Source organism: Streptomyces sp. LARHCF249 (genome assembly GCF_052871255.1).
On the sequence record NZ_JBIXJQ010000002.1, the window covers coordinates 322,425 to 348,151 of the forward strand.

Below are 25,727 nucleotides of genomic sequence, written 5' to 3' on the forward strand. Positions count from 1 at the left end.
GGCGTCAGGCGCGCGCGGCGGCCCGGCGCTGCAGCGCGTACCCGGTCGCCGCGAGGGCGGCGGTCAGGCCGCCGGTGAAGAGCACCTGGATCCGGGTGTCCTCGCCCAGGGCCATCAGGACCAGCACCCCGGCCACGCCGGCCAGGGCCACCCAGGTCAGGTAGGGGAACCCCCACATGCGCACGACCAGCTTCCCGGGCGCCTCCCGCTCCAGCCGGCGGCGCAGCGCGAACTGGGAGACGGCGATGAAGCCCCAGACGATCAGGATGACCCCGCCGACCATGTTCAGCAGCCAGGCGAACAGGGTGTCCGGGTACCAGTACGACAGCAGCACGGTGACGAAACCGAATCCGCAGGAGGCGAGCACCGCGCGGCGCGGCACGCGGCCGGTGACCTTGCCCAGCGCCTTGGGGCCCTGGCCGCGGGAGACGAGCGAGTAGGCCATGCGCGAGGAGCCGTAGATGTTGGCGTTCATCGCGGACATCAGGGCGATCAGGATGACCACGTTCATGATCTGGCCGGCCGCGGGGATGCCCAGGTGGTCCAGGGTGGCGGCGTACGGGCCGTCCGCCGTGACCGCCGGGTCGTTCCACGGCAGCAGGGTGACGATCACCAGCATGGAGCCGACGTAGACGATCGCGATCCGCCACATGGTCGTCTTCACGGCCTTGGCCACGCCCTTGACCGGGTTCTCGGACTCGGCGGCCGCGATGGTCACCGTCTCCAGCCCGCCGTACGCGACGACCGAGGCCAGCAGTCCGACCAGCAGGCCCTCCACCCCGTTGGGCAGGAAGCCGCCGTCGTGCAGCAGGTTGGCGGCGCCGGGGGAGCCGGTGCCGGGCAGCACGCCCAGGACGGCCAGCACGCCCAGGCCCAGGAAGAGCCCGATGGCGCCGATCTTGAGGGTGGCGAACCAGAACTCGAACTCGCCGAAGTTCGAGACGGCGGCCAGGTTGGACCCGCAGAAGACCGCCATGAAGACCAGCACCCACATCCAGGAGGGGGTGCCCGGGAACCAGCCGGTCATGATGTGCGCCGCGCCGATGGCCTCGATGGCCACGCCCACGCACAGCAGCGTCCAGAACATCCAGCCGGCGGTGAACCCGGCCCAGGGGCCGATGGCCCGCTCGGCGTGGACGGAGAAGGAGCCGGAGGCGGGGTTCGCTGCGGACATCTCGCCGAGCATCCGCATCACGAACATCACCAGGATCCCGGACGCGGCGTACGCGAGCACGATCGAGGGGCCCGCGGCGGCGATGCCCGCGCCGGATCCGACGAAGAGTCCGGCGCCGATGACGCCCCCGAGGGCGATCATCGAGAGGTGGCGCTGCTTGAGTCCGTTTCCGAGGGGTGATCCGGCGTCCGAACGCGGCGGCGCCTGCTGCCCGGGGGGTGCGGTGGTGCTCTGGCTCATGGGGGCAGTCTGCCGAACCGTCCGATAATCGGACTCTCCGTGTCCATCATCCGGACAGTTGCCTCACGGGACGTGATCGTCCGCCCGCGCAACGGACAGGGCCCGGGACCTGAGTCCCGGGCCCCGCCGCATACATCACGAGGCGTCAGGGCCGACCGGCCCGGACCTCCCGCACCCACGCCACCACCAGCACGGCGGCGGCGGCCCCGCTGGACCACAGCAGCTGCGGCCGGGCCGAGTCGTCGAACAGCATCAGGACCAGCACCGCCGCCATGCCCAGCAGCGCCGCCCATGTCGCGTACGGGAACAGCCACATGGGCAGGGTCAGCCGCTCCGGCATGTCCCGCTCGATGATCCGGCGCAGCTTCAGCTGCGAGACCGCGATCAGCACCCACACGAACAGCAGCACCGCGCCGACCGCGTTGAGCATGTAGAGGAAGATCGTGTCCGGCCACAGCAGGTTCAGCACCACCGACGCGAAGCCGAAGGCCACCGAGGCGAACACCGCGCGACGCGGCACCCCGCCACCCGAGACCTTCAGCAGCGCCTTCGGCGCCTCGCCCCGTTCGGCCAGCGAGAACACCATGCGCGAGGACCCGTACAGGTTGGCGTTCAGCGCCGACAGCAGCGCCACGAAGATCACGATGTCCATGATCTGGCCGGCCGCCGGGATGCCGATGGAGTCGAGGACGGCCACGTACGGGCTCTGGCCCGGCTCCAGCGAGTCCCACGGCAGCAGGGTCACGATGACCATCATCGAGCCGACGTAGAAGAAGAGGATGCGCCACACCGCGCTGCGCACCGCGCGGGACACGGAGCGGGCCGGGTCGTCCGACTCGGCCGCCGCGATCGTGACGACCTCCAGACCGCCGAAGGCGAAGACGACCGCGAGCATCCCCGCGACGACCCCGCCCATGCCGGCGGGGAAGAAGCCGCCCCGGCCGGTCAGGTTGGCCGTGCCGACGGGGTCGGTGTCGGGGAGCAGACCGAAGATCGCGAGGGTGCCGAGGATCAGGAACAGCACGATCGCGCCGACCTTCAGGGCCGCGAACCAGAACTCGAACTCGCCGAAGTTCCGTACGGCGGCCAGGTTGCTCACGGTGAAGACCACCATGAAGAGCAGCACCCAGACCCACTGGTCGATCGAGGGCACCCACCCGTTGGCGATCTTCGCGGCGCCGGTGGCCTCGACCGCGAGCACCACGACCAGCAGGAACCAGTACAGCCAGCCCGCCGAGAAGCCGGCCCAGCGGCCCAGGGCCTTCTCCGCGTAGACCGAGAAGGAGCCGGAGGCGGGCATCGCCGCCGACATCTCGCCGAGCGCCCGCATCACCAGCATCGCGAGCACGCCCGCGAGCAGGTAGGAGCAGATGATCGCCGGTCCGGCGATGCCGATGCCGGCGCCGGAGCCGACGAAGAGCCCGGCGCCGATCACGCCGCCGAGGCCCAGCATGGTCAGGTGGCGCTGCTTGAGGCTGTGACTGAGGGGTTCCGCGGGCAGGTCGCCCGTCATCGGAGGAGCTTCGGGCAAGCGGTCGCGCATGAGGGGTGCTCGTACTCTCGTTCGGCCCAGCGGCGGTGGGGCTCCGCATCCGGATTGGCGGGACCCTACAGTCTCACTGAGCGGCGGCCTTGCGTGCAAAACGGAACTGTTGTCGGATCTTCCCCGTGACACGGATCACGCGAACACGGGTGTGAGTGAGGCTCTTTGTGCGGTCTCCACCAAACCGAGGAGTATGCCTTTGTGTCGGGTGGCGGTGGGGGCGTCGTGGTCCGCGGACTAACGTCGGTGATCGTCCTGTCACCCCGACCCTTCCGGAGCCCTCGATGAGCACCGCTTCCGTCTCCTTCCGGCCCGGCGCCGTCCTCGCCGACCTGCTGCCCGCGAGCCGCGTCCGCGACATCGCGCTCGTCGTCGGCGGAGCCGTGCTCACCGGACTGGCCGCGCAGATCGCCGTACCCGTACCCGGCTCCCCGGTCCCGGTCACCGGCCAGACCTTCGCGGCGCTGCTCGTCGGCACCGCGTTCGGCGCCCGCCTCGGTTTCCTGGCGCTGGGCCTGTACGCCGTCCTCGGCGCGGCCGGGATGCCCTGGTTCGCGAACGGCACCTCCGGCGCGAGCGGCGCCTCCTTCGGCTACGTGCTCGGCATGCTGCTCGCCGCCACCGTGGTCGGCGCCCTCGCACGGCGCGGCGCCGACCGCTCGGTCCTGCGGACGGCGGGCACGATGGCGCTCGGCTCCGCGGTGATCTACGCGGTGGGCGTGCCCTACCTGATGGCCGCCACCGGGATGTCCCTGAGCGCCGCCGTCGCGGCGGGCCTGACCCCGTTCCTGCTCGGCGACGCGCTCAAGGCCGCCCTCGCGATGGGCGCCCTGCCGGCCGCCTGGAAGCTGGCCGGGCGCCGCGGCTGACCCGCCGCCCCCCCCCGCATACGCCGGAGCCCGGCCCGCCAGTGACGGCGGGCCGGGCTCTGTCGTACGTACGTACGCGACCGGGCTCAGCCCTGCAGCGCGGCCCGCTTCCGGCGGAAGTCGAGCACCACGCCGACGGCCACGACCAGGCCGGCGACGAGGGTGGAGAGGGTGACCACCTCGCGGTTGGCGTCGTCCACGAACATGTAGCCGATCACGAACATGATCAGTGCGGCGGTGGCCCAGGTCAGCCACGGGAAGAGCCACATCTTGACGGTCAGCTTCTCCGGGGCCTCGCGGACCAGGATCCCGCGCATCCTCAGCTGGGTGAAGCAGATCACCAGCCAGACGAAGAGCGCGATGGCGCCCGAGGAGTTCAGCAGGAAGTTGAAGACCGTGTCCTTGAAGGCGTAGTTGAAGTAGACGGCGACGAAGCCGAAGACCGTGGAGCCCAGGATCGCGGCGACCGGCACGCCCCGGGAGTTGACCTTGGCGAACGCCTTCGGGGCGTCACCGCGCTCACCGAGCGAGAAGGCCATGCGGGAGGCGGTGTACAGGCCCGAGTTCAGGCAGGACAGCACGGCGGTCAGGACGATGACCTCCATGATCGTGCCGGCGTGCGCGATGCCGATCGAGTCCAGGGCGGCGACGTACGAGCCCTTCTCGGTGATCGACTTGTCGTTCCACGGGAGCAGGGTCAGCACGATGAAGATCGAGCCGAGGTAGAAGACGCCGATCCGCCAGATGACGGAGTTGGTGGCCTGGGTGACCGCCTTGCGGGGGTTCTCCGACTCGCCGGCGGCCAGGGTGACGATCTCGCTGCCCATGAAGGAGAAGACGACCATCAGCACACCGGTGAGGACGGCGCCGTATCCGTTGGGGAAGAAGCCCCCGGCGTCGGTCAGGTGCGCGAAGCCCGCGCCCGGGTTGTCCGAGCCCGGCAGCAGGCCGAAGACGGCCAGCATGCCGACGACCACGAACGCGCCGATGGCGACGACCTTGATGCCCGCGAACCAGAACTCGAACTCACCGTAGGAGGCGACCGAGCCGAGGTTGGTGACGGTCAGCACCGCCATCACGATCAGCGCCCAGGCCCACTGGGGGACGGCCGGGATCCAGTTCTCCAGGATGGCGGCACCGGCGGTGGCCTCCACCGCGAGCACGACGACCCAGAAGAACCAGTAGAGCCAGCCGATGGAGAAACCGGCCCAGCGGCCGAGCGCCCGGTCCGCGTAGGCGGAGAAGGAACCCGAGTTCGGGCTGGCGGCGGCCATCTCGCCCAGCATCCGCATCACGAAGACGACCATCGCGCCGACCAGCGCGTAGGAGATCAGGATGGCGGGGCCGGCCTTGGCGATGCCGCCGCCGGAGCCGACGAAGAGGCCGGCGCCGATGACGCCGCCGATGGCGATCATGGAAAGGTGGCGGTTCTTGAGACCGGCCTTCAGACCGTCGGAGGGCTGTCCGTCACCGGGGTTACCGGTGGGATTGCCTTCCTTCTGGAGGGTCGTCGTGGAGCTCATGGACGGATCCTTAGGTTCTCGGGTTGCGAGCCCCGGCATTCAAACCTGAGATGAACGCAGGGCGGAAGACCCCAATCCGGATCGTTGCGCAGGGACGAACGTCCAAGGACCTTGCCCCACCCTGTCCCATCTGCGTTCTTTGGGTTTACTTGAGCTTTAGAAGTGACTTACGCGACACCCCGTTGCGGGCTGCCGGGCCCCCTCGTGCCACACTCGACCCATGCGCGTGTACCTCGGATCCGACCATGCCGGCTTTGAGCTCAAGAACCACCTGGTGGACTGGCTCAAGAACAACGGCCACGAGCCCGTCGACTGTGGCCCCCACATCTACGACGCGGTGGACGACTACCCGCCGTTCTGCCTGCGCGCCGCGGAGAAGACCGCCGCGGACGCCGACAGCCTCGGCATCGTGATCGGCGGCTCCGGCAACGGAGAGCAGATCGCCGCGAACAAGGTCAAGGGCGTCCGCGCCATCCTCGCCTGGAGCGTGGAGACCGCGAAGCTCGGCCGCGAGCACAACAACGCCAACGTGATCTCCGTCGGCGGCCGGATGCACACCCAGGACGAGGCCGTCGGCTTCATCGAGGCCTTCCTGGCGACCCCGTACTCCGACGAGGAGCGCCACACGCGCCGCATCGAGATGCTCTCCGCGTACGAGCAGACCGGCGAGCTGCCCCCGATCCCGGCCCACCACCCCCAGGGCTGATTCCGCTTCCGGCCGTGCCGCTCCCCCGCGGGGGCGGCGCGGCCGGTTTCTCTTTACCGAGGAGCATTGCCGTGCCCGAGGGGCATACGATCCACCGCCTCGCCCAGGACCACACCGAGCGGTTCGCCGCACGCCCGGTCCGGGTCAGCAGCCCCCAGGGCCGCTTCTCGGAGAGCGCGGCCCTGCTCGACGGGCGCGAGCTGGAGAGCGCCGAGGCGCACGGCAAGCACCTCTTCCTGGAGCTGGGCGACGCCTGGATCCACATCCACCTCGGCCTCTTCGGCAAGCTCGGCTTCGGCCCCGCCCCGGCGCCGCCCGCGACCGACACGGTCCGGCTGCGGCTGCAGAACCAGGAGCACTACGCCGACCTGCGCGGGCCCACCGCCTGCGCGCTGATCGGCGAGGGGGAGAAGAAGGCGATACACGACCGGCTCGGCCCCGACCCGCTGCGCCCGGACGACGACCCCGACCGGGCCTGGAAGCGGATCTCCCGCTCCCGCACCACCGTCGCCGCCCTGCTCATGGACCAGAAGGTCGTCGCGGGCATCGGCAACGTCTACCGGGCCGAGGTCCTCTTCCGGCACGGCATCGACCCCTACCGGCTGGGCAAGGACCTCACCCGCGCCGAGTGGGACGCCATGTGGGCGGACCTGGCCGCGCTGATGCGCGAGGGCGTACGGAACAACCGGATCGACACGGTCCGCGACGAGCACCTGCCCGAGGCGATGGGCAGGCCGCCGAGGGTGGACGACCACGGCGGCGAGGTGTACGTCTACCGCAGGGCGAACCTGCCCTGCCACATCTGCGGGGGCGAGGTCCGCACCGCCGACCTCGCCGCCCGCAACCTCTTCTGGTGCCCCGGCTGCCAGTACCGCTAGTACGCCGTCAGAAGCCGTGCGACAGCCAGGGGGCGACGTCCCCGGCGAAGGCGCGCGAGGCCCGGGCCAGGGTTCCCGGGCGCAGCTCGCGCACCCGCCCGGCCGCGGCCAGCGAGGTCAGCGTGATCCCGCCCAGATAGGCCGAGCCCAGGTCCCGGACCGACAGCGCCAGGTCCGCCGGCTCCTCGGTCCGCGTGCAGGCGGCGGATCCCGCCCCGTCGGCCACCAGCCGCCACCGGCCCCCGTTCCAGGGGCAGAACGCGTCCTCGACCTCCAGCACCACGTCCACCGCGGCCCCGTACGTCCGCCCCGCGAGCGCCGCCGCCACGTCCACCAGCCGTACGTGGAGCGAGTCGCGCAGGCTCGGCTTCGACCGCCGGACGTCGCTGACCAGGTGCAGCACCGGATCGTCCACCGGCCGCCTGGCGGCCCGTACCGTCCAGGTCAGGTCGATCCCGAACAGGTAGCGCCACAGCGCCGCGGTCGCCGCCGGGTCGAGCGCGTCGAGGTCCACGACCTCGACCTTGCCCTGCGAACCGGAGTGGTCCCACTCGGGCTTGACCCGGTAGCGGGCGTAGCCGGCCACCTCGCCGTCCGGGCCCTCGGCGACCACGCACCGCAGCGGCGAAGCGCCGCCCCGGTCCTCCGGCGGGTCCGAAAGCGGATACCGCTCCCAGCCGGGCTGCCGGGCCGGCATGCCGGGCCGCCGGGTCACCAGTTCCGCGTACACCCGCTCGCAGTCGGCCAGCGACTTGTCCACGTCGACGCGCCGCACCCGCACCCCGTCCGCCTCCGGCGGCACGGAGAGCCGTACGCGGGTCGTGTCGATCTCCAGGGCCATCGCGTACGTCGCCGTGCCGAAGCCGAAACGCCCGTAGATCGCCGGATCCGAGGCCGTCAGCACGGCGAGCGGCTCGCCGGCCGCCCGTACGTCGTCCAGCAGGCGCCGCATCATCGAGCTGAGCACCCCGCGCCGCCGGTGCGTGGGGGAGACGCCCACCATCGTGACCCCGGCCGCGGGCACCAGCGCCCCGCCCGGCACCGACACCCGGAAAGTGAACGCCGAGGCCGAGCCGACGCAGTCCTCGCCGTCCCAGACGCCGAGCGAGCGTTCAGGCTCGGTCAAGGACCGGTAGAGCTCCCGGACCTGAGCGACCTCGGACACCCCGCCGAACGCCAGTTCCAGCTGATCGAACCAGGCATCCCACTCATCCCGCTTCAACACGCGCATCTCAAGTGCCATAAGGCCATCCCTATCAGCGCATTCGATCCCCGTCGAAGAGTTTTCGGGTCCCGTACGACCCCGGGACGAGGGGTACCCCTGCGCAGTCACAGCCGGGATGGATAGGGTCCCGAAGCAATGGCCGGAGCACGCGTGGAAACCCTCATGGCCCGGATGCGCATGCTGTCGCACCGGGCCCGCACCTCCCTGCGCAAATCCGCCGTCGACTACTTCCGCGGGGACGCCTCCGACTGGCTCGCCTTCGCCGGACTGCTGCTCACCATCCCCGCCATCGCCTGCGGCACGATCATGCTGCCCGTCTGGTTCTCGCCCTCGGCGCTCGTCCTGCCGATCGTGGCCGGCGGCCTGCTGCTGCGCCCCGCCAGCCTCCTCGCGCTGTACGCCGCCTCCGCGGCCGCACTGATCGTCGAGGCCCTCGTACTCGGCCCCTACACCCAGGGACCGGCACGGGTGACCCCCGGCACCGTCCTGGTCGTCGCGGCCTGCGGCTTCTTCGGGCTGGTCATCGCGCAGTTCCGCAGCCGCGTCGGCGTGCCCTGGCGGCGCGGCGGCACCATGCTCTTCGACCTGCGCGAACGGATCCGCGTCCAGAGCAAACTGCCCTCCCTGCCGCGCGGCTGGCACCGCGAGATGGCCCTGCGCCCCGCCGGCGGCCAGTCCTTCTCCGGCGACTTCGTCGTCGCGGCCCGCACCAACGGCGGCCGGACCCTGGAGATCGTCCTGACCGACGTCTCCGGCAAGGGCATGGAGGCCGGCTCCCGGGCCCTGCTGCTCTCCGGCGCCTTCGGCGGCCTGCTCGGAGCGCTGCCGCCGCACGGCTTCCTGCCCGCCGCCAACGGCTACCTCCTCCGCCAGGACTGGGACGAGGGCTTCGCCACCTCCATCCACCTCGTCCTGGACCTGGAGACCGGCGACTACGAACTCCTCTCCGCCGGCCACCTCCCCGCCCTCCAGCTCTGCGCGGGCACCGGGCGCTGGCAGGAGAAGACCGGCGAGGGCCCGCTGCTCGGCGTCTACGACGGCGCCGAGTTCACCCCCGCCCAAGGGAACCTCCGCCGCGGCGACGTCCTGATGCTCTTCACGGACGGCCTGGTCGAGACGGCCGACCGCGAGATCAGCGAGGGCATCGACCGGCTCACGGGCGAGGCCGACCGCTACGTCGCCGCCGGCTGGGAGGGCGCCGCCTGGCACCTCATCGAAAAGGTCGCCAAGGACGTCAACGACGACCGCGCCCTGCTCCTGATCCGCCGCTCTCCCTGACGCCCGGTGGGGTTCGCCCCACCCCGGGCCCGGCCGGGGCGCGCCATGGCCGCCGCCCCACCGGGAGGCCGGCACCGAGAACGCGCCGCGCGGGATCGACCTCGGCGATCGACCCCTCGCGACCCGCCCGTCCCACGCGGCAGCGGCGGCCTGACCCGTCCGGCCCCGCAGGGCGGGGGCGGGCCGGGCCACTCACCCCGGATTGGCCCGCCCCCGCCACACCGGCGGCGCCTACCGTGCCCCCATGGACCGTACGCTCGCCGCCGACCTCGCCCGGCTCCCCGACCTCCTCGACGCCACCCGCCGCGCCGCCGCCGACGCGCTCGCAGCCCTGGACGCGCGTCCCGTCGTACCGCCGGCCGCGAAGCCGGACGACGCGCCCGAGCCGCTCCCGGAGCACGGCGCGGGCGCCGAGGCCACCCTCGCCGCCTTCCGGGAGCGCTGGGAGCCGCGGCTGTCCGCCTCCGCCGGCCCCCGCTACCTCGGCTTCGTCACCGGAGGCGCCACCCCCGCCGCCCTCGCCGGGGACTGGCTCACCGCCGCCCACGACCAGAACTCCAACTCCGCCCTCGACGGCGCGGGCCAGGACCTCGAACGCGAGACCGTCGGCTGGCTCCGCGCCCTCTTCCACCTCTCCGACGCCCACTCCGGCACCTTCGTCAGCGGCGCCACCATGTCCAACACCACCGGACTCGCCATCGCCCGCGAATGGCTCGGCGAACGCCTCGGCGTCGCCCCGGCCGAGGACGGCGTCGCCGCCCTCGGCGCCGTCCGCGTGCTCTCCGGCGCCCCCCACTCCTCCATCGCCAAGGCCCTGTCCGTCCTCGGCCTGGGGCGGGGCAGCCTCGTCACGGTCCCGACCCTGCCCGGCCGCGAGGCAGTGGACCCGGCCGCCCTGGACCGGGCCCTGGCCGACACCCCCGGCCCGGCCGTCGTCGTCGCCAACGCCGGCACCGTCAACACGGTCGACTTCGACGACCTCCGGGCCGTCGCCGCGCTCAAGGAGCGCCACGACTTCTGGCTGCACACCGACGCCGCCTTCGGCGCCTTCGCCGCCCTCTCCCCGGACCACGCCCACCTCGCCGCCGGACTCGACGCCTCCGACTCCCTCTGCGTCGACCTGCACAAGTGGCTCAACGTCCCCTACGACAGCGCCGTCCAGTTCACCCGCCGGCCCGACCTCCAGGCCCGCGTCTTCCAGAACTCCGCCGCCTACCTCGGCCCCCTCGGCGACCACCCCGACCTGGTCCACCTCACCCCGGAGAACTCCCACCGGCTGCGCGCCCTCGCCGCCTGGTTCACGCTGCGCGCGTACGGCCGCCAGGGCCACCGGGAGATCGTCGAACGCGACATCGCCTGCGCCCGCGCGCTGGGCGAGCGGCTCTCCGGGGACCCCGCCTTCACCCTGCTCGCCCCGGTCCGCCTCAACGTCGTCTGCTTCACCCTCGCCGCCGACCCCACACCGGCCCGGCTGACCGCCCTGCGCGAGGCGGCGGCCGCCGAGGTGTTCGTCACCCCGACCGTCTACGGGGGAACCCCCGCCCTGCGCGCCGCGTTCTCCAATTGGCGCACCACGCAGGCGGATGTGGACCGGGCCGCGCAGGCCCTGCGGACAGCGGCAAGGGAGATCGCATGACGAGCAGCCCCCTGACCCTCATCGAGGTCGAGGCCCTCGCCCGCGCCGCGCACGAGGGCCAGACCGACAAGGCCGGCCGGCCGTACGCCGAGCACCTCGCGGCCGTGGCAGAGGGCGTCCGGCTGCGCGGCGGCACCTTCGAACAGCAGGCGGCGGCCTGGCTGCACGACGCCATCGAGGACGAGGCGCTGAGCCTCACCTGGCTGGATTCCGCCGCCCTGCCGCAGTCCGTGAAGGACATGGTCCTCGCCGTCACCAAGCGTCCCGGCGAACCGGTCGAGCAGTACGCGGCCCGGATCCTCGCCACCCCGGGCGCCCTGCTGGTCAAGGAGGCCGACCTCGCGCACAACGCCGATCCCGTACGCCTCTCCGTACTGGACGGCCCCACACGCGAGCGGCTGTCCGCGAAGTACGCGTATGTCCGCTCGCTCCTCGGCCTCGCCCAGCCGCACGGCCCGGGAGGCCGGCGCAAGCGGAACCATGGCGATTCGTCACGGGACGGATAGGCGGGGCCCGTTGGTGGGAGGATGGTCCATGTGGGTGTGCGCGGCCGCACGCCCCGGGCCGACCAGGGGACGACCGAAGGTGTGATCAGTTGTGGCCATTTCGCTGTCAGTGGTGGTTCTGTTGGGGGTCATCCTGGTGGTGCTGATCCGCGGCAACCACATCAAGACGGGTCCCGCCATCGTCGCGGCCCTGTTCGGGTTCTTCCTGGCGTCCAGCTCGATCTCGGACGACGTGAACCGTTTCCTCAACTCCCTCGCGACGATGATCGCGAACATCAAGCTCTAGGCGGCGCACGGGACTCGGGAAAGACTCAGGGCCAGGCGGAGGAAACGTCCTCAGGCCTGGCCCTGGTGCTCAGAGCGGGCGACGGGAATCGAACCCGCGTAGCTAGTTTGGAAGACTAGTGCTCTACCATTGAGCTACGCCCGCAACGCGCGCGCCGCAGGGTCCGGGGACCGCGGCACGAACAGCATCCTAGCGGGTCGCGCCGGGGGCGTGCACACCACATTCGAGCCCGCCGCGAGCGCCTGCCGGGACGCCGGCCCGGAAACTCCGGAAACCCCGCGCATCGGAGGGTCTCCGGGCATGTACCCTACGTGTCGCACCGACGGGGTGTGGCGCAGCTTGGTAGCGCGTCCGCTTTGGGAGCGGAAGGTCGTCGGTTCGAATCCGGCCACCCCGACCACCAGCAGTGTCTCCTTCGAGCCATCGGGGGCCACCACAAGATCGCGTTGTGGGCTGATTGCCGCTTGCCGTTACTATGCAAGCTGCGTGCCCGTGTGTCTGATGTACCGGGCCGAAGTCCGCTGAACCGCTGAACCGCAGCGTGACGGCAGAATCCCCAGCAGTCAGCCACAAGGAGACCGAACCGTGAAGAGCGCCGTGGAGACCCTGAACCCGACTCGGGTTCGGCTCACTGTTGAGGTGCCCTTCGAGGAGCTCAAGGACAGCCTCGACGCGGCGTACAAGAAGATCAACCAGCAGGTCACGGTGAAGGGCTTCCGCAAGGGCAAGATCCCGGCCCGCGTCATCGACCAGCGCTTCGGCCGCGGTGCGGTGCTGGAGGAGGCCGTCAACGACGCCCTCCCGAAGTTCTACACCGAGGCGGTCAACGAGGCCGACCTGAACCCGCTGGGCCAGCCCGATGTCGACATCACGGAGCTGAAGGACGGCGAGCTGCTGGCCTTCACCGCCGAGGTCGACGTGCGCCCCGAGATCGAGATCCCGGACTACTCCGGCATCGAGGTCGAGGTCGACGCCATCGAGGTCTCCGACGAGGACGTCGAGAAGTCCGTCGAGCAGCTGCGCGGCCGCTTCGCGTCCACCAAGGACGTCGAGCGCGCCGCCGCCGAGGGTGACGTCGTCACCCTCGACCTCGAGGCCAAGGTCGACGGCGAGGTGCTGCCCGACGGCGTCGCCTCCGACGTCTCCTACACCATCGGCTCGGGCGAGCTGCTCGAGGGCATCGACGAGGCCGTCACCGGCCTCGAGGCCGGCGGCGAGGCCACCTTCACCTCGCAGCTGAAGGGCGGCTCCGCCGAGGGCAAGGACGCCGAGGTCACCGTCAAGGTCACCAAGGTCTCCGCCAAGGAGCTCCCGGAGCTGGACGACGAGTTCGCCCAGATGGCCAGCGAGTTCGACACCCTCGAGGAGCTCAAGGCCGACAGCCGCAAGCGCCTCGAGAACATGAAGCAGTACGACCAGGCCACGCAGGCCCAGGAGCGCGTCCTGGAGAAGCTGCTGGAGCTCGTCGAGGTCCCGATCCCCGAGAAGCTCCTCGCGGACGAGGTCCAGACCCGCAAGCACAACCTGGAGCACCACCAGCTCGGCCAGATGGGTCTGACCATCGAGAAGTACCTGGAGTTCCAGGGCAAGACGGTCGAGGAGTTCGACGCCGAGACCTCCGAGCAGGCGGTCAAGGGCATCAAGACCCAGTTCGTCCTCGACGCGCTGGTCAACAAGGAGAAGCTGGGCGTCGACCAGGAGGAGCTCACCGAGCACCTCATGCGCCGCGCCGCCTCCTCCGGCATGTCCCCCGACCAGTTCGCCCAGGCCGTCGTCGAGGGCGGCCAGGTTCCGATGCTGGTCGGCGAGGTCGCCCGCGGCAAGGCCCTCGCGGTCGTCGTCGAGGCTGCCAAGGTCGTCGACACCAACGGCGAGGTCGTCGACCTCTCCGACGAGGACGAGGAGCAGGCCGTCGAGACGGTCGAGGCGGCCGTCGAAGGCGACACCGAGGTGCAGGCCGACGAGGCCAAGTAACACCCCGGGCGAAGCCCGCTGAGCAGTGCCCCGGAGGGCCCGGACGCAGCCGCGTCCGGGCCCTTCGGCACAGGCCCCGGAAGGCCCTGGGACCTTGCGCTCCGAGCGAACAGTTCGGGAAGCGGGATGGCGTTGTCCGACCTGCGCGTTAGGGTCCATGAATACGAGGGCACGTGAGTACCCGGATGCCGGCGGACTTGTCCGCACCGGCCGGGCCGCGCCCCAGAACGAGACGCTGAGACGGCACATGGCCGTCGGAGACGAGCAGGTGGATACGTGACGAATCTGATGCCTTACGCCGCGGGTGAGCCGTCCATCGGTGGCGGCCTCGGCGACCATGTCTACAACCGGCTGCTCGGCGAGCGCATCATCTTCCTCGGCCAGCAGGTCGACGACGAGATCGCCAACAAGATCACTGCGCAGCTCCTCCTCCTCGCGGCCGAGCCGGAGAAGGACATCTACCTGTACATCAACAGCCCCGGCGGCTCCGTGACGGCGGGCATGGCGGTGTACGACACCATGCAGTACATCCCGAACGACGTCGTCACCATCGGCATGGGCATGGCGGCCTCCATGGGCCAGTTCCTGCTCACCGGTGGCGCCAAGGGCAAGCGCTTCGCCCTGCCGAACACCGACATCCTGATGCACCAGGGCTCCGCCGGCATCGGCGGCACCGCGTCCGACATCAAGATCCAGGCCCAGTACCTGCTGCGCACCAAGCAGCGCATGGCCGAGATCACCGCGTTCCACTCGGGCCAGACCGTCGAGGCGATCATCCGCGACGGCGACCGCGACCGCTGGTTCACCGCCGTGGAGGCCAAGGAGTACGGCCTCATCGACGAGATCATCTCGGCCGCGTCCAACGTGCCGGGCGGCGGCGGCACCGGGGCCTGATCCCGGCCCCACCCGCCAGTACCGAGCAGCCGACAGCCCGCAGAACGCCACCAGGATGGTGAACACCCAGATGCAGACCAACTTCTCCGCGAGCGGCCTCTACTCCGGCCCGCAGGTGGACAACCGCTACGTCATCCCGCGCTTCGTCGAGCGCACCTCGCAGGGTGTGCGCGAGTACGACCCGTACGCGAAGCTCTTCGAGGAGCGCGTGATCTTCCTCGGCGTGCAGATCGACGACGCCTCCGCCAACGACGTCATGGCGCAGCTGCTGTGCCTGGAGTCGATGGACCCGGACCGCGACATCTCGATCTACATCAACAGCCCCGGCGGCTCCTTCACCGCGCTGACGGCGATCTACGACACGATGCAGTTCGTGAAGCCCGACATCCAGACGGTCTGCATGGGCCAGGCGGCCTCCGCCGCCGCGGTCCTGCTCGCCGCCGGCACCCCGGGCAAGCGCATGGCCCTGCCGAACGCCCGCGTGCTGATCCACCAGCCGTCCGGCGGCACCGGCCGTGAGCAGCTCTCCGACCTGGAGATTGCGGCCAACGAGATCCTGCGGATGCGCGACCAGCTGGAGACCATGCTGGCCAAGCACTCGACGACGCCGATCGAGAAGATCCGCGACGACATCGAGCGCGACAAGATCCTCACTGCCGAGGACGCTCTCGCGTACGGCCTGATCGACCAGATCATCTCCACCCGTAAGAGCTCGCACTGATCCTTGCCGCCAATTGGCGTGGACGCGCCGCCGCATTCGGCGATGTGAACCACGTCAAGGGGGCCCCGCACGGGGCCCCCGGCAAGGTACCGTCGGATATGAGGCACCAGGAGCGCTGAACCAGGCGTCTCCCAGGCGAAGGGGAAGCACCTCGTGGCACGCATCGGTGACGGCGGCGATCTGCTCAAGTGCTCGTTCTGCGGAAAGAGCCAGAAGCAGGTGAAGAAGCTCATCGCAGGACCCGGTGTGTACATCTGCGACGAGTGCATCGACCTCTGCAACGAGATCATCGAAGAGGAGCTCGCGGAGACCTCCGAGGTCCGGTGGGAGGAACTCCCCAAGCCCCGTGAGATCTACGAGTTCCTGGAGAGCTACGTCGTCGGCCAGGAGCCGGCGAAGAAGGCGCTCTCCGTCGCGGTGTACAACCACTACAAGCGGGTCCAGGCCGGCGAGAACGGCGGCGCGCAGGGCCGCGAGGACGCGATCGAGCTCGCGAAGTCGAACATCCTGCTGCTGGGTCCCACGGGCTCCGGCAAGACCCTCCTCGCCCAGACGCTCGCGCGCATGCTGAACGTCCCGTTCGCCATCGCCGACGCGACGGCGCTGACGGAGGCCGGATACGTCGGCGAGGACGTCGAGAACATCCTGCTCAAGCTGATCCAGGCCGCCGACTACGACGTCAAGAAGGCCGAGACCGGGATCATCTACATCGACGAGATCGACAAGGTCGCCCGCAAGAGCGAGAACCCATCGATCACGCGCGATGTCTCGGGCGAGGGCGTCCAGCAGGCCCTCCTGAAGATCCTCGAGGGCACGACGGCGTCCGTCCCCCCGCAGGGCGGCCGCAAGCACCCGCACCAGGAGTTCATCCAGATCGACACGACGAACGTGCTCTTCATCGTGGGCGGCGCCTTCGCCGGCCTCGAGAAGATCATCGAGTCGCGCGCGGGGGCCAAGGGAATCGGCTTCGGGGCGACGATCCGCTCGAAGCGCGAGATCGAGGCGAGCGACCAGTTCCAGGAGGTCATGCCGGAGGACCTGGTGAAGTTCGGGATGATCCCCGAGTTCATCGGCCGCCTCCCCGTGCTGACCTCCGTGCACAACCTGGACCGCGAGGCCCTGCTCCAGATCCTCATCGAGCCGCGCAACGCCCTGGTGAAGCAGTACCAGCGGCTGTTCGAACTCGACGGGGTGGAACTGGACTTCGAGCGCGAAGCCCTCGAGGCCATCGCCGACCAGGCGATCCTCCGCCAGACGGGCGCGCGCGGCCTGCGCGCCATCATGGAGGAGGTCCTGATGTCGGTGATGTACGAGGTCCCGTCCCGCAAGGACGTGGCCCGCGTGGTCATCACCTCGGACGTCGTCCGCTCCAACGTCAACCCGACGCTGGTCCCCCGCATCGTCCCGAAGGACCAGGGCCCGCACGAGAAGTCGGCGTAATCGCAGGTAGTTCACGCAGCAGAGGCGCCCCAGACGTATCTGGGGCGCCCCTTTTCGCTTTTCGGACTACCTTGACCAATAATCGGCCGAAGGTTCGATTTATGTGGTGCGGCGGCCGCTTCCTTGATCAACTTTGTCTCGACATCGCTTGCACATTGAAGGGAACGAGACATGAAGTTGAAGCGTGCCGGGGGAGTTCTGGCGGTGGCACTCGCCGCCACCGCGCTGCCGATTGTGGTGGCTTCACCCGCGTCGGCTGATCAGGGTGATTGCCAGCTTTACCTGATTGACAGGGGTTATAACGTCGGCCCGAAGGTGGAGTCTGCCTGCAGGAACGGTGCCGACACTTGGATGAACCCCGCAGCCTGGGGTCAGTGCTTCTACGGCTTGACCGGCATCGGGGTAAGGCAGGAAGACGCTGTCGGGGCGTGCAACGCCGCGGGGTGGTAGTCGTCCGGCCGCGGCCGGCCTGCACGGAAACGATTGTCCGTGCAGGCCGCTGGCACGATCAGGCCTTGGTGCGGGCCGTGTTGTAGAGCTTCGCCGCCAGTGCGGCCACCTCTTCGAGGGTGCCGCTGCTCCCGCCGAGCGCGACCGCTGCCGGATCGACATGGTTGATGCCGACCAGGGTCGAGTGGTCACCCCAGGCGCAGGAGGGGACCTCCACGTCCTTGGGCGTCTTGGTCGCACCGGGCTTGGTGCTGATCATCTTGATGTTGGCGCACTTCATCACGGCGCCCTTGAATCCGTCCGGGGTGAACTCCTTCGGAGTGCCGACCAGCTCGTACTTGAAGCCGAGCTTCTCGGTTTCCTTGTTGTTCTGGCCGATGCCGGCGTAGTAGCCGTCGACGGCCTTCTTCGGGTCGGCGATCTCGCCCCAGAGCCCGTTGACGGCGAACTGCTTGCCCTTCCCGTCCGGACTGATCTGGTACTTGGCGGTCGCGTTGTGCGCGTTCTGCACGCCGAGCGACTCGGCCTTGGTCTTGCCCTCGCCGGTGACCGGGGTGTCGGCCGCAGGGGCTCCGGCGGCGTCCGGCGCCTTCTTGTAGCTGTCGACCGCAGCGGGGAAGGACAGCTTGTAGCCCTTGGTGTCGGAGGCCACCGACCCCGCGCCGCCGCCCAGGAAGTACCAGCCGCCGCCCGCGATGACCGCGACCGCGACGACCACCGCGATGATCACGCCGGCCTTGGACTTCTTCGGCTGCTGCGGGGGCATCCCGCCGTACGGGGGCTGCTGGTAGCCGTATCCCGGCTGCTGGGGCTGCTGCGGGTAGCCCTGCGGCGGGACGCCCGGCTGCTGGGGGTAGCCGTATCCGGGCTGGGGTGCAGGCTGCCCGTAGGGTCCCGGCGGCGGCGGGGGCTGCTGCCCGTACGGTCCGGGCTGCTGCGGCTGCTGTCCGTAAGGTCCCGGCTGGTTGTAGCTCATCCCGCGTCCCCCTGTGAGGTTGCTTATCTGTTTCACACATCCTGTCGGAAGCCGGGAGCGGACAGGGCGCCGGGCCCCCCGATTACCGGTTTCATGACTCGACTGTGACGGCCCTAAACTGTGCCCGTGACCGAGAACACGCAGACACCCAGCAGCCCCAACTCCGAACTGCCGACCCAGTACGCGCCGGCCGAGGTAGAAGGGAAGCTCTACGAGCGCTGGGTAGAGCGGGGGTACTTCACGGCCGATCCCGCGAGTGAGAAGCCCGCGTACACGATCGTCATTCCGCCGCCGAACGTCACCGGCTCCCTGCACCTGGGGCACGCCTTCCAGCACACGCTCATGGACGCCCTCACCCGCCGCAAGCGGATGCAGGGGTACGAGTCGCTGTGGCTGCCCGGCATGGACCACGCCGGTATCGCCACCCAGAACAAGGTCGAGCAGCAGCTCGCCGAGGAGGGCAAGTCCCGCCACGACCTGGGCCGCGAGGAGTTCGTCGAGCGGGTCTGGCAGTGGAAGGAAGAGTACGGCGGCAAGATCCTCGGCCAGATGCGGCGGCTGGGTGACGGCGTCGACTGGAGCCGCGAGCGGTTCACCATGGACGAGGGGCTGTCGAAGGCCGTCCAGACGATCTTCAAGAAGCTCTTCGACGACGGGCTGATCTACCGCGCCGAGCGCATCATCAACTGGTGCCCCCGCTGTCTGACGGCCATCTCCGACATCGAGGTGGAGTACCAGGAGGACGCGGGCGAGCTCGTCTCGATCAAGTACGGCGAGGGTGAGGACACCCTGGTCGTCGCGACCACCCGCGCCGAGACGATGCTCGGTGACACGGCCGTCGCCGTCCACCCGGACGACGAGCGGTACGCGCACCTCGTCGGCAAGCAGATCAAGCTGCCGCTGACCGACCGGACCATCCCGGTGGTCGCCGACACGCACGTCGACCCGGAGTTCGGCACCGGCGCCGTCAAGGTGACCCCGGCGCACGACCCGAACGACTTCGCCATCGGGCAGCGCCACGGGCTGCCCAACCTGACGATCATGGACGAGCACGGTGTCATCACCGTCCACGGCCCGTTCCTCGGCCTGGACCGCTACGAGGCCCGTTCCGCGGTCGTCGGCGCCCTGCGCGAGCAGGGCCGCATCGTCGCCGAGAAGCGCCCGTACCTGCACTCCGTCGGGCACTGCTCGCGCTGCCGCACGACCGTCGAGCCCCGCCTGTCCCTCCAGTGGTGGGTCAAGGTCGAGACGCTGGCCAAGGCGGCCGGTGACGCGGTCCGCGACGGCCGGGTCTCGATCCACCCCGAGGACATGTCGAAGCGCTACTTCGACTGGGTCGACAACCTCAACGACTGGTGTATCTCGCGCCAGCTGTGGTGGGGCCACCGCATCCCGGTCTGGTACGGCCCGGACGGCGAGGTCGTCTGCGTCGGACCGGACGACGAGGCGCCGGCGGGGGAGGGCTGGGTCCAGGACACCGACGTCCTCGACACCTGGTTCTCGTCCGGCCTGTGGCCGTTCTCGACGCTCGGCTGGCCGGAGCAGACCCCGGACCTGAAGAAGTTCTACTCCACGGACGTACTGGTCACCGGGCACGACATCATCTTCTTCTGGGTCGCCCGGATGATGATGTTCGGCCTGTACGCCATGGACGGCGAGGCGCCCTTCAAGACGATCGCGCTGACCGGCCTGGTCCGCGACGAGCGCGGCAAGAAGATGTCGAAGTCCTTCGGCAACGTGGTCGACCCGCTGGACTGGATGGACAAGTACGGCTCCGACGCCGTCCGCTTCACCCTGGCCAAGGGCGCCAACCCCGGCACCGACGTCCCGATCGGCGAGGACTGGGTCCAGGCCTCGCGCAACTTCGCCAACAAGATCTGGAACGCCACGCGCTTCGCGCTGATGAACGGCGCGACGATCGAGGGCGAGCTGCCGCCGGTCGAGCAGATGTCGGCGACCGACCGCTGGATCCTGTCCCGCCTGAACAAGACCGTCGCGCAGGTGGACGCGTACTACGAGGACTTCCAGTTCTCGAAGCTCAGCGAGGCCCTCTACCACTTCGCGTGGGACGAGGTCTTCGACTGGTACGTCGAGCTGTCGAAGACGACCTTCTTCGCCGGCGGCGAAGGCGCCAAGGTCTCCGGCCGGGTCCTCGGCGAGGTCCTGGACACGACCCTGCGCCTGCTGCACCCCGTGGTCCCCTTCGTCACCGAGACGCTGTGGACCACGCTGACCGGCGGGGAGTCCCTCGTCGTCGCCGACTGGCCCAAGGACAGCGGCTTCCGCGATGAGGCCGCCGAGGCCGAGATCGAGAACCTCCAGGCCGTCGTCACCGAGGTCCGCCGGTTCCGCGCCGACCAGGGGCTGCAGCCGGGCCAGAAGGTCCCGGCCCGCCTCGACCTCAGCGGTACGCCGCTGGCCGCGCACGAAGGTGCCATCCGGCAGCTGCTGCGCCTCCAGCCGGAGGGCGACTCCTTCGCCGCCACCGCGACCCTGCCGGTCGCCGGCGCCACCGTCGCGCTCGACCTGTCGGGCACCATCGACGTGGCCGCCGAGCGCAAGCGGCTGAGCAAGGACCTGGCCGCCGCCGAGAAGGAGAAGCAGCAGGCCGAGGGCAAGCTCGGGAACGAGGCCTTCCTGGCCAAGGCCCCCGACAACGTCGTGGACAAGATCAAGGGCCGGCTGGCCAAGGCCGAGGCGGACATCGCCCGGATCCAGGCCCAGCTGGACGGGCTGCCCGCCGCGTAGGCGCACGCAGCGCACGCAAGCGAGAGAAGGCCCCCACGCCGTCGGTCGACGTGGGGGCCTTCCCCCTATTGCCTTCCCCGCGCGGGGGCCGGCGTCACAGCAGGCGGTCGCCGAACTCCGCCCGAAGATCGGCGGCGGGCCGGGACCTCCGGCCTGTCCGAAGTGCCCTATATCACTCGTTATCCGGTCCGGGCCGACCCCGATCCGGGGCGATGACCACGGATGATGGAGGGCATGCACGTCAAGCCCGCCGCCTCGGCGCTGCACCGGGTCGTGGACTCCGGCCGCCGGCTCACCGAGAGCTGGGCCGGTTCACCGCGGGCGCTGGACGTGCTGACGGCGCTCAGCTGCCTCGCCCTGATGGCACTGGACCTCCCCGGCCTCGCCGCCGCCGACAACTCGCTGGGCGGGCCGCTCGCCGCCGCCGTGCTCGCCGCCGGCTGTTCGAGCCTGCTGGTGCGGCGGCGGATGCCCTGGATCTCGTACCTCGCGGCGCTGCTCTTCCTCGGCTGGCTGCACGAGCTGACCCTGATTCAGTTCGCCCTGTACTCGGTCGGCCGCTACCGCGGGCGCCGGGCCGGGATCCTCGCCACGCTCGGATACGTCGCCTTCGCGCTGGTCCTGTTCTACGGGGTGCCGGGCTGGCCCGCGTCCCGGGCCGAGACCTTCAGCGGCTTCCTCAGCGTGGTCGTCCCCATCGGGGTGCTCGCCTCGGCCGTCGGCATCGCCGCGTACCGGCACGACCTGGTGGCCGAACTCGCCGCCCGGCGGGCCGAGTCCGACGTGCTCCATGCCGTGCAGCAGGAGCGCACCTCGGTCGCCCGTGACGTCCACGACTTCGTCGGGCGGGAGCTGACCCTGCTGACGGTGCGCTCCGAGGTGCTGTCGACGAGGGCCCGCGAGACCACGTACGCCAAGGACTTCGAGGAGCTGGCCGACACCGCGCGCCGGGCCCATCTGGTGCTCAACGAGATCATCGTGCAGCGCGGGGAGCGGGCCTCGACCCCGGGGGTGGACGGACTGGCGGCGCTGGCGGAGGAGAGCGGGCGGGCCGGTTCGCCCGTACGGCTCGTCATGGACCCGGACGCGCACGCGCTGTCGCCGCTGCGCCAGGCGGCGGTCTACCGGGTGGTGCAGGAGTGCCTGACCAATGCCGCCAAGCACGCGCACGGCGAGACGATCGAGGTGTCGATCGCGGCGGACGGCCCCCGGCTGCGGATCGCCGTCAGCAACGCGCTGCCGGCCCGGACCCCGGGACGGGCGCCCGTCTCGGCGGGTTCGGGCACGGCGAGCATGTCCGAGCGCGTGCGCAGCCTGGGCGGCGACCTGACGGCGAGGTACACGGGGGACTCGTACGAGGTCGTCGCCACCCTGCCGCGCGGCTAGGCCGTCTCTTCCGGGTCAGGCCTTGGTCGGGGCCGGCAGGCTGCCCGGGGTGTCCAGGTCCTCGACGCAGCGGCCCGAGCCGAGTGCCGCGCAGTCCAGCGGGTTGTCGGCGGCGAGGACCGGGATGCCCGTCGGATGGCCGCGGCCATCGGTTCCTCGATGAGGTGGACGGTCCGGGCCCCGGCCCGGGTGGAGGCGTGGACGATGGCCCGCCGCTCGACCGGGGTGACCCCGGACGGTACGCAGATCACCATGCGGGTGCGGGGCCGCCGGCCCGGGACGGCCTTGCGGACGAAGTGCCGGATCATCTCCTCGGCGGCCTCGTAGTCGCAGATCACGCCGTCCTTGAGGGGGCGGATGGCGGTGATGGAGCCGGGGGGCGGCCGATGGTCTCCTTGGCCTCCGCCCCGACGGCCGGCGCGGCGGTGGTGCCCGCCTTCACGGCGACCACGGACGGCTCATTGAGCACGATGCCGTGGCCCCGTGCGTAGATCAGGGTGTTCGCGGTCCCCAGGTCCATCCGTGTGTCGCGGCTGGATCCTGTCTTGTTACTACTGGCCTGCGGCATTTGTTCCCCAATCTCCTGCTCGCAAGGCTTGCATAACGATCTGGTCGCCCCGCCGGTCGAAGGCGCCGAAACGCCCGGGCCGAAGGTCCCGCAGGTCCGCGTCCGTAGACTGGGCTCCGTGAGTGAGCAGCAGCCCGAGAGCCACGACAGCGAGCGCGATGGCGCCTTCGACGGATCCGACGAGTTCGACCAGATCGTGGCGGAAGAGTCCGACCGCGACCCCGACCTGGCGGTGATCGAGGCCGGCAGCCGCACCCTGCGCGCCCAGGCCGGACCGCCCCAGGGCGACCCGGTGCCCGCCCGGCCCGTCGACCCGGAGGTCGCCAAGGCGCTGCTGGAGGTGGAGCAGGAGCTGGCCACCCGCTGGGGCGAGACCAAGCTGGAGCCGTCCGTCACGCGGATCGCCGCGCTGATGGACGTCCTGGGCGAGCCGCAGCGCGCGTACCCCTCCATCCACGTCACCGGCACCAACGGCAAGACCAGCACCGCCCGCATGATCGAGGCCCTGCTGAACGCCTTCGAGCTGCGCACCGGCCGCTACACCAGCCCGCACGTGCAGTCGGTCACCGAGCGGATCAGCCTCGACGGGGCGCCGATCAGCGCTGAGCGGTTCGTCGAGACGTACCACGACATCAAGCCGTACGTGGAGATGGTCGACGCCGCCGAGGAGTACCGGCTGTCGTTCTTCGAGGTGCTCACCGGGATGGCGTACGCGGCCTTCGCGGACGCCCCGGTGGACGCCGCCGTGGTCGAGGTCGGCATGGGCGGCACCTGGGACGCGACCAACGTCATCGACGGCTCGGTCGCCGTGGTCACCCCGATCAGCCTGGACCACACCGACCGGCTCGGCGCCACGCCCGGCGAGATCGCCCTGGAGAAGGGCGGCATCATCAAACAGGGCGCCACGGTGATCCTGGCGCAGCAGCCGGTGGACGCGGCGCAGGCGCTGCTGAAGAAGGCCGTCGAGGTGGACGCGACGGTGGCCCGCGAGGGCATGGAGTTCGGCGTGGTCTCGCGCGAGGTCGCGGTCGGCGGGCAGCAGCTGACGCTGCGCGGCGTCGGCGGGGAGTACGACGGCATCTTCCTGCCGCTGCACGGGGCGCACATGGCGCACAACGCGGCGGTGGCGCTGGCGGCGGTCGAGGCCTTCTTCGGGGTCGGGACCGGCGGCCAGGAGCACGCGCGGGTGCTGGACATGGACACCGTGCGCAAGGCCTTCGCGTCGGTGACCTCGCCGGGCCGCATGGAGGTCGTGCGGCGCAGCCCGACGGTGGTGCTGGACGCGGCGCACAACCCGGCAGGGGCCGCGGTCACGGCGGAGGCGGTCACCGAGTCCTTCGGCTTCAGCCGGCTGATCGGGGTCGTGGCCGCGAGCGAGGGCAAGGACGTCCGCGGGGTGCTCGAGGCCTTCGAGCCGATCTTCGCGGAGGTGGTGGTGACGGAGAACTCCAGCCACCGGTCGATGGGCGCGGACGAGCTGGCGGCCATCGCGGTCGAGGTCTTCGGCCAGGACCGGGTGCAGGTGGAGCCGCGGCTGGACGACGCCCTGGAGGCGGCGATCACCCTGGCGGAGGAAGAGGCCGAGTACGGAGGGGCCGGGGTCCTGGTGACCGGTTCCGTGATCACGGTGGGCGAGGCCCGCCTGCTGCTGAAGAGGGGCTGAGGATGCGCACGCTGTGTGCGAGCACGCTGATCGGCGAGTTCTTCGTGATCGGCTTCGCGGGCCTGGTGGCCATGAAGAACCCCGACCTGACCCAGGCCGCGGTGTGGACGGTGTGCGGCGTCACGATGCTGCTGTCGGTGCTGCTGTGCGGGATGCTCTCGCGCCCCGGCGCGGTCCAGCTGGGCTGGGCCCTGCAGATCGGCCTGATCCTCAGCGGGTTCGTCGTCCCGACGATGTTCTTCCTCGGCGCGGTGTTCGCGGGGCTGTGGTGGTGCTCGGTGCACTACGGCCGCAAGATCGACACGATCAAGGCCCGCTGGGCGGCCGCGGCGGAGGCGCCGCCGGCCCCCGGGACGCCTGACGCTGTGTGACAGCTCCCCGGAACGGCCCTGTAGATTCGTCCTACCGCACCCGTATGCCGCAAGGAGCCGCAACATGACCCAGCGCACCCTCGTCCTGCTGAAGCCCGACGCCGTCCGTCGCGGTCTGGTGGGCGAGATCATCGGCCGCATCGAGCGGAAGGCGGGCTGGACCATCCCCGCGCTGGAGATGCGCACGCTGGACCAGGAGACGCTCGAGGCGCACTACGGCGAGCACAAGGGCAAGCCGTTCTACGAGCCCCTGATGGGCTTCATGGCCGGCGGCCCGATCGTGGCGCTGGTCGTCGAAGGGGAACGCGTGATCGAGGGTGTCCGCCAGCTGGCCGGTCCCACCGACCCGATCGCCGCGGCACCCGGCTCCATCCGGGGTGACTTCGGCACCATCGTCCGGGAGAACCTGATCCACGCCTCGGACTCCGAGGAGTCCGCGGAGCGCGAGCTCAAGCTCTTCTTTCCCGCGCTCTGAGCACTCTTTTCCTGACGTGACATCAGCCAAATAGCGCTCATGACCTGGGGCGACCGAAGTAATTTCGGTCGCCCTTCGGTATTTCCGGGCAGGAGCGGGAACGCCTGGGCAGGACACGTCGTCACCACTAAGGGGGCGGGTATCCATTCCGGCGGGATTGCCGGAGTCCCGTCGCGCGGTGTCCGCACTCGCGGCAC

22 protein-coding genes, 2 tRNA genes and 1 pseudogene are annotated in these 25,727 nt (G+C 70.4%); 18 read left to right on the forward strand and 7 right to left on the reverse strand.

Translation table 11 applies throughout. From position 1 onward, the window contains the following. Nucleotides 1–4: 4 nt before the first annotated feature. Entirely contained in the window at nucleotides 5–1,414 is a 1,410-nt protein-coding gene (locus tag ACIPUC_RS06285; protein ID WP_446587043.1) for an amino acid permease, read from the reverse strand. A 145-nt stretch (nucleotides 1,415–1,559) separates the two neighbouring features. Further along, nucleotides 1,560–2,957: an amino acid permease gene (locus ACIPUC_RS06290; protein ID WP_446587044.1), complete on the reverse strand. Its 1,398-nt coding sequence runs from the start codon at nucleotides 2,955–2,957 to the stop codon at nucleotides 1,560–1,562. A gap of 284 nt (nucleotides 2,958–3,241) precedes the next feature. On the opposite strand from ACIPUC_RS06290, the gene ACIPUC_RS06295 reads away from it, so the two are divergent. Next, nucleotides 3,242–3,826, forward strand: coding sequence for a biotin transporter BioY (locus tag ACIPUC_RS06295; protein WP_446587045.1), 585 nt, complete (start codon nucleotides 3,242–3,244; stop codon nucleotides 3,824–3,826). 86 nt (nucleotides 3,827–3,912) lie between these two features. Here the strand turns inward: ACIPUC_RS06295 and ACIPUC_RS06300 are convergent, their stop codons facing one another. Beyond that, nucleotides 3,913–5,349 (reverse strand): amino acid permease, encoded by a 1,437-nt coding sequence (locus tag ACIPUC_RS06300; protein WP_446587046.1) that lies wholly within the window; start codon nucleotides 5,347–5,349, stop codon nucleotides 3,913–3,915. Between the two features lie 220 nt (nucleotides 5,350–5,569). Here ACIPUC_RS06300 and ACIPUC_RS06305 point away from each other — a divergent pair, with 220 nt between their 5' ends. Beyond that, nucleotides 5,570–6,055, forward strand: coding sequence for a ribose-5-phosphate isomerase (locus ACIPUC_RS06305; RefSeq protein WP_352213182.1), 486 nt, complete (start codon nucleotides 5,570–5,572; stop codon nucleotides 6,053–6,055). A gap of 71 nt (nucleotides 6,056–6,126) precedes the next feature. Then, nucleotides 6,127–6,933: an Fpg/Nei family DNA glycosylase gene (locus ACIPUC_RS06310; protein WP_446587047.1), complete on the forward strand. Its 807-nt coding sequence runs from the start codon at nucleotides 6,127–6,129 to the stop codon at nucleotides 6,931–6,933. A 7-nt stretch (nucleotides 6,934–6,940) separates the two neighbouring features. Here the strand turns inward: ACIPUC_RS06310 and ACIPUC_RS06315 are convergent, their stop codons facing one another. After that, nucleotides 6,941–8,176: a GNAT family N-acetyltransferase gene (locus ACIPUC_RS06315; protein WP_446587048.1), complete on the reverse strand. Its 1,236-nt coding sequence runs from the start codon at nucleotides 8,174–8,176 to the stop codon at nucleotides 6,941–6,943. 117 nt (nucleotides 8,177–8,293) lie between these two features. Here ACIPUC_RS06315 and ACIPUC_RS06320 point away from each other — a divergent pair, with 117 nt between their 5' ends. From ACIPUC_RS06320 to ACIPUC_RS06335, 4 genes are all read left to right on the forward strand, one after another. After that, nucleotides 8,294–9,436: a PP2C family protein-serine/threonine phosphatase gene (locus ACIPUC_RS06320; protein ID WP_446587049.1), complete on the forward strand. Its 1,143-nt coding sequence runs from the start codon at nucleotides 8,294–8,296 to the stop codon at nucleotides 9,434–9,436. Between the two features lie 244 nt (nucleotides 9,437–9,680). After that, on the forward strand, nucleotides 9,681–11,072 hold the full coding sequence (locus tag ACIPUC_RS06325) for a pyridoxal phosphate-dependent decarboxylase family protein (protein WP_446587050.1): 1,392 nt from the start codon (nucleotides 9,681–9,683) through the stop codon (nucleotides 11,070–11,072). Next, complete coding sequence (locus tag ACIPUC_RS06330; RefSeq protein WP_446587051.1) at nucleotides 11,069–11,578, forward strand: HD domain-containing protein; 510 nt, start codon at nucleotides 11,069–11,071, stop codon at nucleotides 11,576–11,578. Before ACIPUC_RS06325 ends, ACIPUC_RS06330 begins: the two co-directional genes overlap by 4 nt. A gap of 91 nt (nucleotides 11,579–11,669) precedes the next feature. Then, nucleotides 11,670–11,864, forward strand: a complete 195-nt coding sequence (locus ACIPUC_RS06335) for a hypothetical protein (protein ID WP_362591440.1) — start codon at nucleotides 11,670–11,672, stop codon at nucleotides 11,862–11,864. A 73-nt stretch (nucleotides 11,865–11,937) separates the two neighbouring features. On the opposite strand, the gene ACIPUC_RS06340 is transcribed toward ACIPUC_RS06335, so the two are convergent. Continuing rightward, a tRNA-Gly gene (locus ACIPUC_RS06340) sits at nucleotides 11,938–12,008 on the reverse strand. Nucleotides 12,009–12,187: 179 nt separating this feature from the next. On the opposite strand from ACIPUC_RS06340, the gene ACIPUC_RS06345 reads away from it, so the two are divergent. The 6 genes from ACIPUC_RS06345 to ACIPUC_RS06370 all read left to right on the forward strand — a co-directional run bounded on the left by ACIPUC_RS06345 (nucleotide 12,188) and on the right by ACIPUC_RS06370 (nucleotide 17,343). Further along, nucleotides 12,188–12,264 (forward strand) — tRNA-Pro (locus ACIPUC_RS06345). Between the two features lie 185 nt (nucleotides 12,265–12,449). Beyond that, on the forward strand, nucleotides 12,450–13,838 hold the full coding sequence (gene tig, locus ACIPUC_RS06350) for a trigger factor (RefSeq protein ID WP_446587052.1): 1,389 nt from the start codon (nucleotides 12,450–12,452) through the stop codon (nucleotides 13,836–13,838). Between the two features lie 276 nt (nucleotides 13,839–14,114). Next, entirely contained in the window at nucleotides 14,115–14,732 is a 618-nt protein-coding gene (locus tag ACIPUC_RS06355; RefSeq protein WP_069920280.1) for an ATP-dependent Clp protease proteolytic subunit, read from the forward strand. 55 nt (nucleotides 14,733–14,787) lie between these two features. Beyond that, nucleotides 14,788–15,453 (forward strand): ATP-dependent Clp protease proteolytic subunit, encoded by a 666-nt coding sequence (locus ACIPUC_RS06360; protein WP_446587053.1) that lies wholly within the window; start codon nucleotides 14,788–14,790, stop codon nucleotides 15,451–15,453. A gap of 153 nt (nucleotides 15,454–15,606) precedes the next feature. Then, the gene (gene clpX, locus ACIPUC_RS06365) at nucleotides 15,607–16,893 is read left to right on the forward strand and encodes an ATP-dependent Clp protease ATP-binding subunit ClpX (RefSeq protein WP_361751229.1); all 1,287 of its coding nucleotides are present in this window, start codon (nucleotides 15,607–15,609) and stop codon (nucleotides 16,891–16,893) included. Nucleotides 16,894–17,064: 171 nt separating this feature from the next. Next, complete coding sequence (locus ACIPUC_RS06370) at nucleotides 17,065–17,343, forward strand: hypothetical protein (RefSeq protein ID WP_446587054.1); 279 nt, start codon at nucleotides 17,065–17,067, stop codon at nucleotides 17,341–17,343. A 58-nt stretch (nucleotides 17,344–17,401) separates the two neighbouring features. On the opposite strand, the gene ACIPUC_RS06375 is transcribed toward ACIPUC_RS06370, so the two are convergent. Next, nucleotides 17,402–18,319 (reverse strand): hypothetical protein, encoded by a 918-nt coding sequence (locus ACIPUC_RS06375; protein ID WP_446587055.1) that lies wholly within the window; start codon nucleotides 18,317–18,319, stop codon nucleotides 17,402–17,404. 126 nt (nucleotides 18,320–18,445) lie between these two features. Here ACIPUC_RS06375 and ACIPUC_RS06380 point away from each other — a divergent pair, with 126 nt between their 5' ends. Together ACIPUC_RS06380 and ACIPUC_RS06385 are read left to right on the forward strand one after the other, a co-directional pair. After that, nucleotides 18,446–21,067: a valine--tRNA ligase gene (locus tag ACIPUC_RS06380; protein ID WP_446587056.1), complete on the forward strand. Its 2,622-nt coding sequence runs from the start codon at nucleotides 18,446–18,448 to the stop codon at nucleotides 21,065–21,067. Between the two features lie 234 nt (nucleotides 21,068–21,301). Beyond that, a complete protein-coding gene (locus ACIPUC_RS06385; RefSeq protein ID WP_446587057.1) occupies nucleotides 21,302–22,453 on the forward strand; it encodes a sensor histidine kinase in 1,152 nt (383 codons plus the stop codon). A gap of 134 nt (nucleotides 22,454–22,587) precedes the next feature. Here ACIPUC_RS06385 and ACIPUC_RS06390 read toward each other — a convergent pair. After that, nucleotides 22,588–23,021, reverse strand: a pseudogene (locus ACIPUC_RS06390) (rod shape-determining protein); the annotation flags it as partial. A 118-nt stretch (nucleotides 23,022–23,139) separates the two neighbouring features. Here ACIPUC_RS06390 and folC point away from each other — a divergent pair. The 3 genes from folC to ndk all read left to right on the forward strand — a co-directional run bounded on the left by folC (nucleotide 23,140) and on the right by ndk (nucleotide 25,530). Then, nucleotides 23,140–24,684: a bifunctional tetrahydrofolate synthase/dihydrofolate synthase gene (gene folC, locus ACIPUC_RS06395; RefSeq protein WP_446587058.1), complete on the forward strand. Its 1,545-nt coding sequence runs from the start codon at nucleotides 23,140–23,142 to the stop codon at nucleotides 24,682–24,684. A gap of 2 nt (nucleotides 24,685–24,686) precedes the next feature. Further along, nucleotides 24,687–25,055, forward strand: coding sequence for a DUF4233 domain-containing protein (locus tag ACIPUC_RS06400; protein WP_446587059.1), 369 nt, complete (start codon nucleotides 24,687–24,689; stop codon nucleotides 25,053–25,055). A 64-nt stretch (nucleotides 25,056–25,119) separates the two neighbouring features. Continuing rightward, nucleotides 25,120–25,530, forward strand: coding sequence for a nucleoside-diphosphate kinase (gene ndk, locus ACIPUC_RS06405; RefSeq protein ID WP_446587060.1), 411 nt, complete (start codon nucleotides 25,120–25,122; stop codon nucleotides 25,528–25,530). Nucleotides 25,531–25,727 lie beyond the last annotated feature (197 nt).

Excerpts from the sequence above, each read along its gene's own strand:
- ACIPUC_RS06295 (WP_446587045.1), top strand. The coding sequence starts at position 3,242 with ATGAGCACCGCTTCCGTCTCCTTCCGGCCCGGCGCCGTCCTCGCCGAC.
- ACIPUC_RS06330 (WP_446587051.1), top strand. The coding sequence starts at position 11,069 with ATGACGAGCAGCCCCCTGACCCTCATCGAGGTCGAGGCCCTCGCCCGC.
- ACIPUC_RS06360 (WP_446587053.1), top strand. The coding sequence starts at position 14,788 with ATGGTGAACACCCAGATGCAGACCAACTTCTCCGCGAGCGGCCTCTAC.
- ACIPUC_RS06400 (WP_446587059.1), top strand. The coding sequence starts at position 24,687 with ATGCGCACGCTGTGTGCGAGCACGCTGATCGGCGAGTTCTTCGTGATC.
- ACIPUC_RS06370 (WP_446587054.1), top strand. The coding sequence starts at position 17,065 with ATGAAGTTGAAGCGTGCCGGGGGAGTTCTGGCGGTGGCACTCGCCGCC.
- ACIPUC_RS06290 (WP_446587044.1), bottom strand. The coding sequence starts at position 2,957 with ATGCGCGACCGCTTGCCCGAAGCTCCTCCGATGACGGGCGACCTGCCC.
- ACIPUC_RS06320 (WP_446587049.1), top strand. The coding sequence starts at position 8,294 with ATGGCCGGAGCACGCGTGGAAACCCTCATGGCCCGGATGCGCATGCTG.
- ACIPUC_RS06285 (WP_446587043.1), bottom strand. The coding sequence starts at position 1,414 with ATGAGCCAGAGCACCACCGCACCCCCCGGGCAGCAGGCGCCGCCGCGT.
- ACIPUC_RS06385 (WP_446587057.1), top strand. The coding sequence starts at position 21,302 with ATGCACGTCAAGCCCGCCGCCTCGGCGCTGCACCGGGTCGTGGACTCC.
- ndk (WP_446587060.1), top strand. The coding sequence starts at position 25,120 with ATGACCCAGCGCACCCTCGTCCTGCTGAAGCCCGACGCCGTCCGTCGC.
- ACIPUC_RS06300 (WP_446587046.1), bottom strand. The coding sequence starts at position 5,349 with ATGAGCTCCACGACGACCCTCCAGAAGGAAGGCAATCCCACCGGTAAC.
- ACIPUC_RS06315 (WP_446587048.1), bottom strand. The coding sequence starts at position 8,176 with ATGGCACTTGAGATGCGCGTGTTGAAGCGGGATGAGTGGGATGCCTGG.
- ACIPUC_RS06375 (WP_446587055.1), bottom strand. The coding sequence starts at position 18,319 with ATGAGCTACAACCAGCCGGGACCTTACGGACAGCAGCCGCAGCAGCCC.
- ACIPUC_RS06305 (WP_352213182.1), top strand. The coding sequence starts at position 5,570 with ATGCGCGTGTACCTCGGATCCGACCATGCCGGCTTTGAGCTCAAGAAC.
- ACIPUC_RS06325 (WP_446587050.1), top strand. The coding sequence starts at position 9,681 with ATGGACCGTACGCTCGCCGCCGACCTCGCCCGGCTCCCCGACCTCCTC.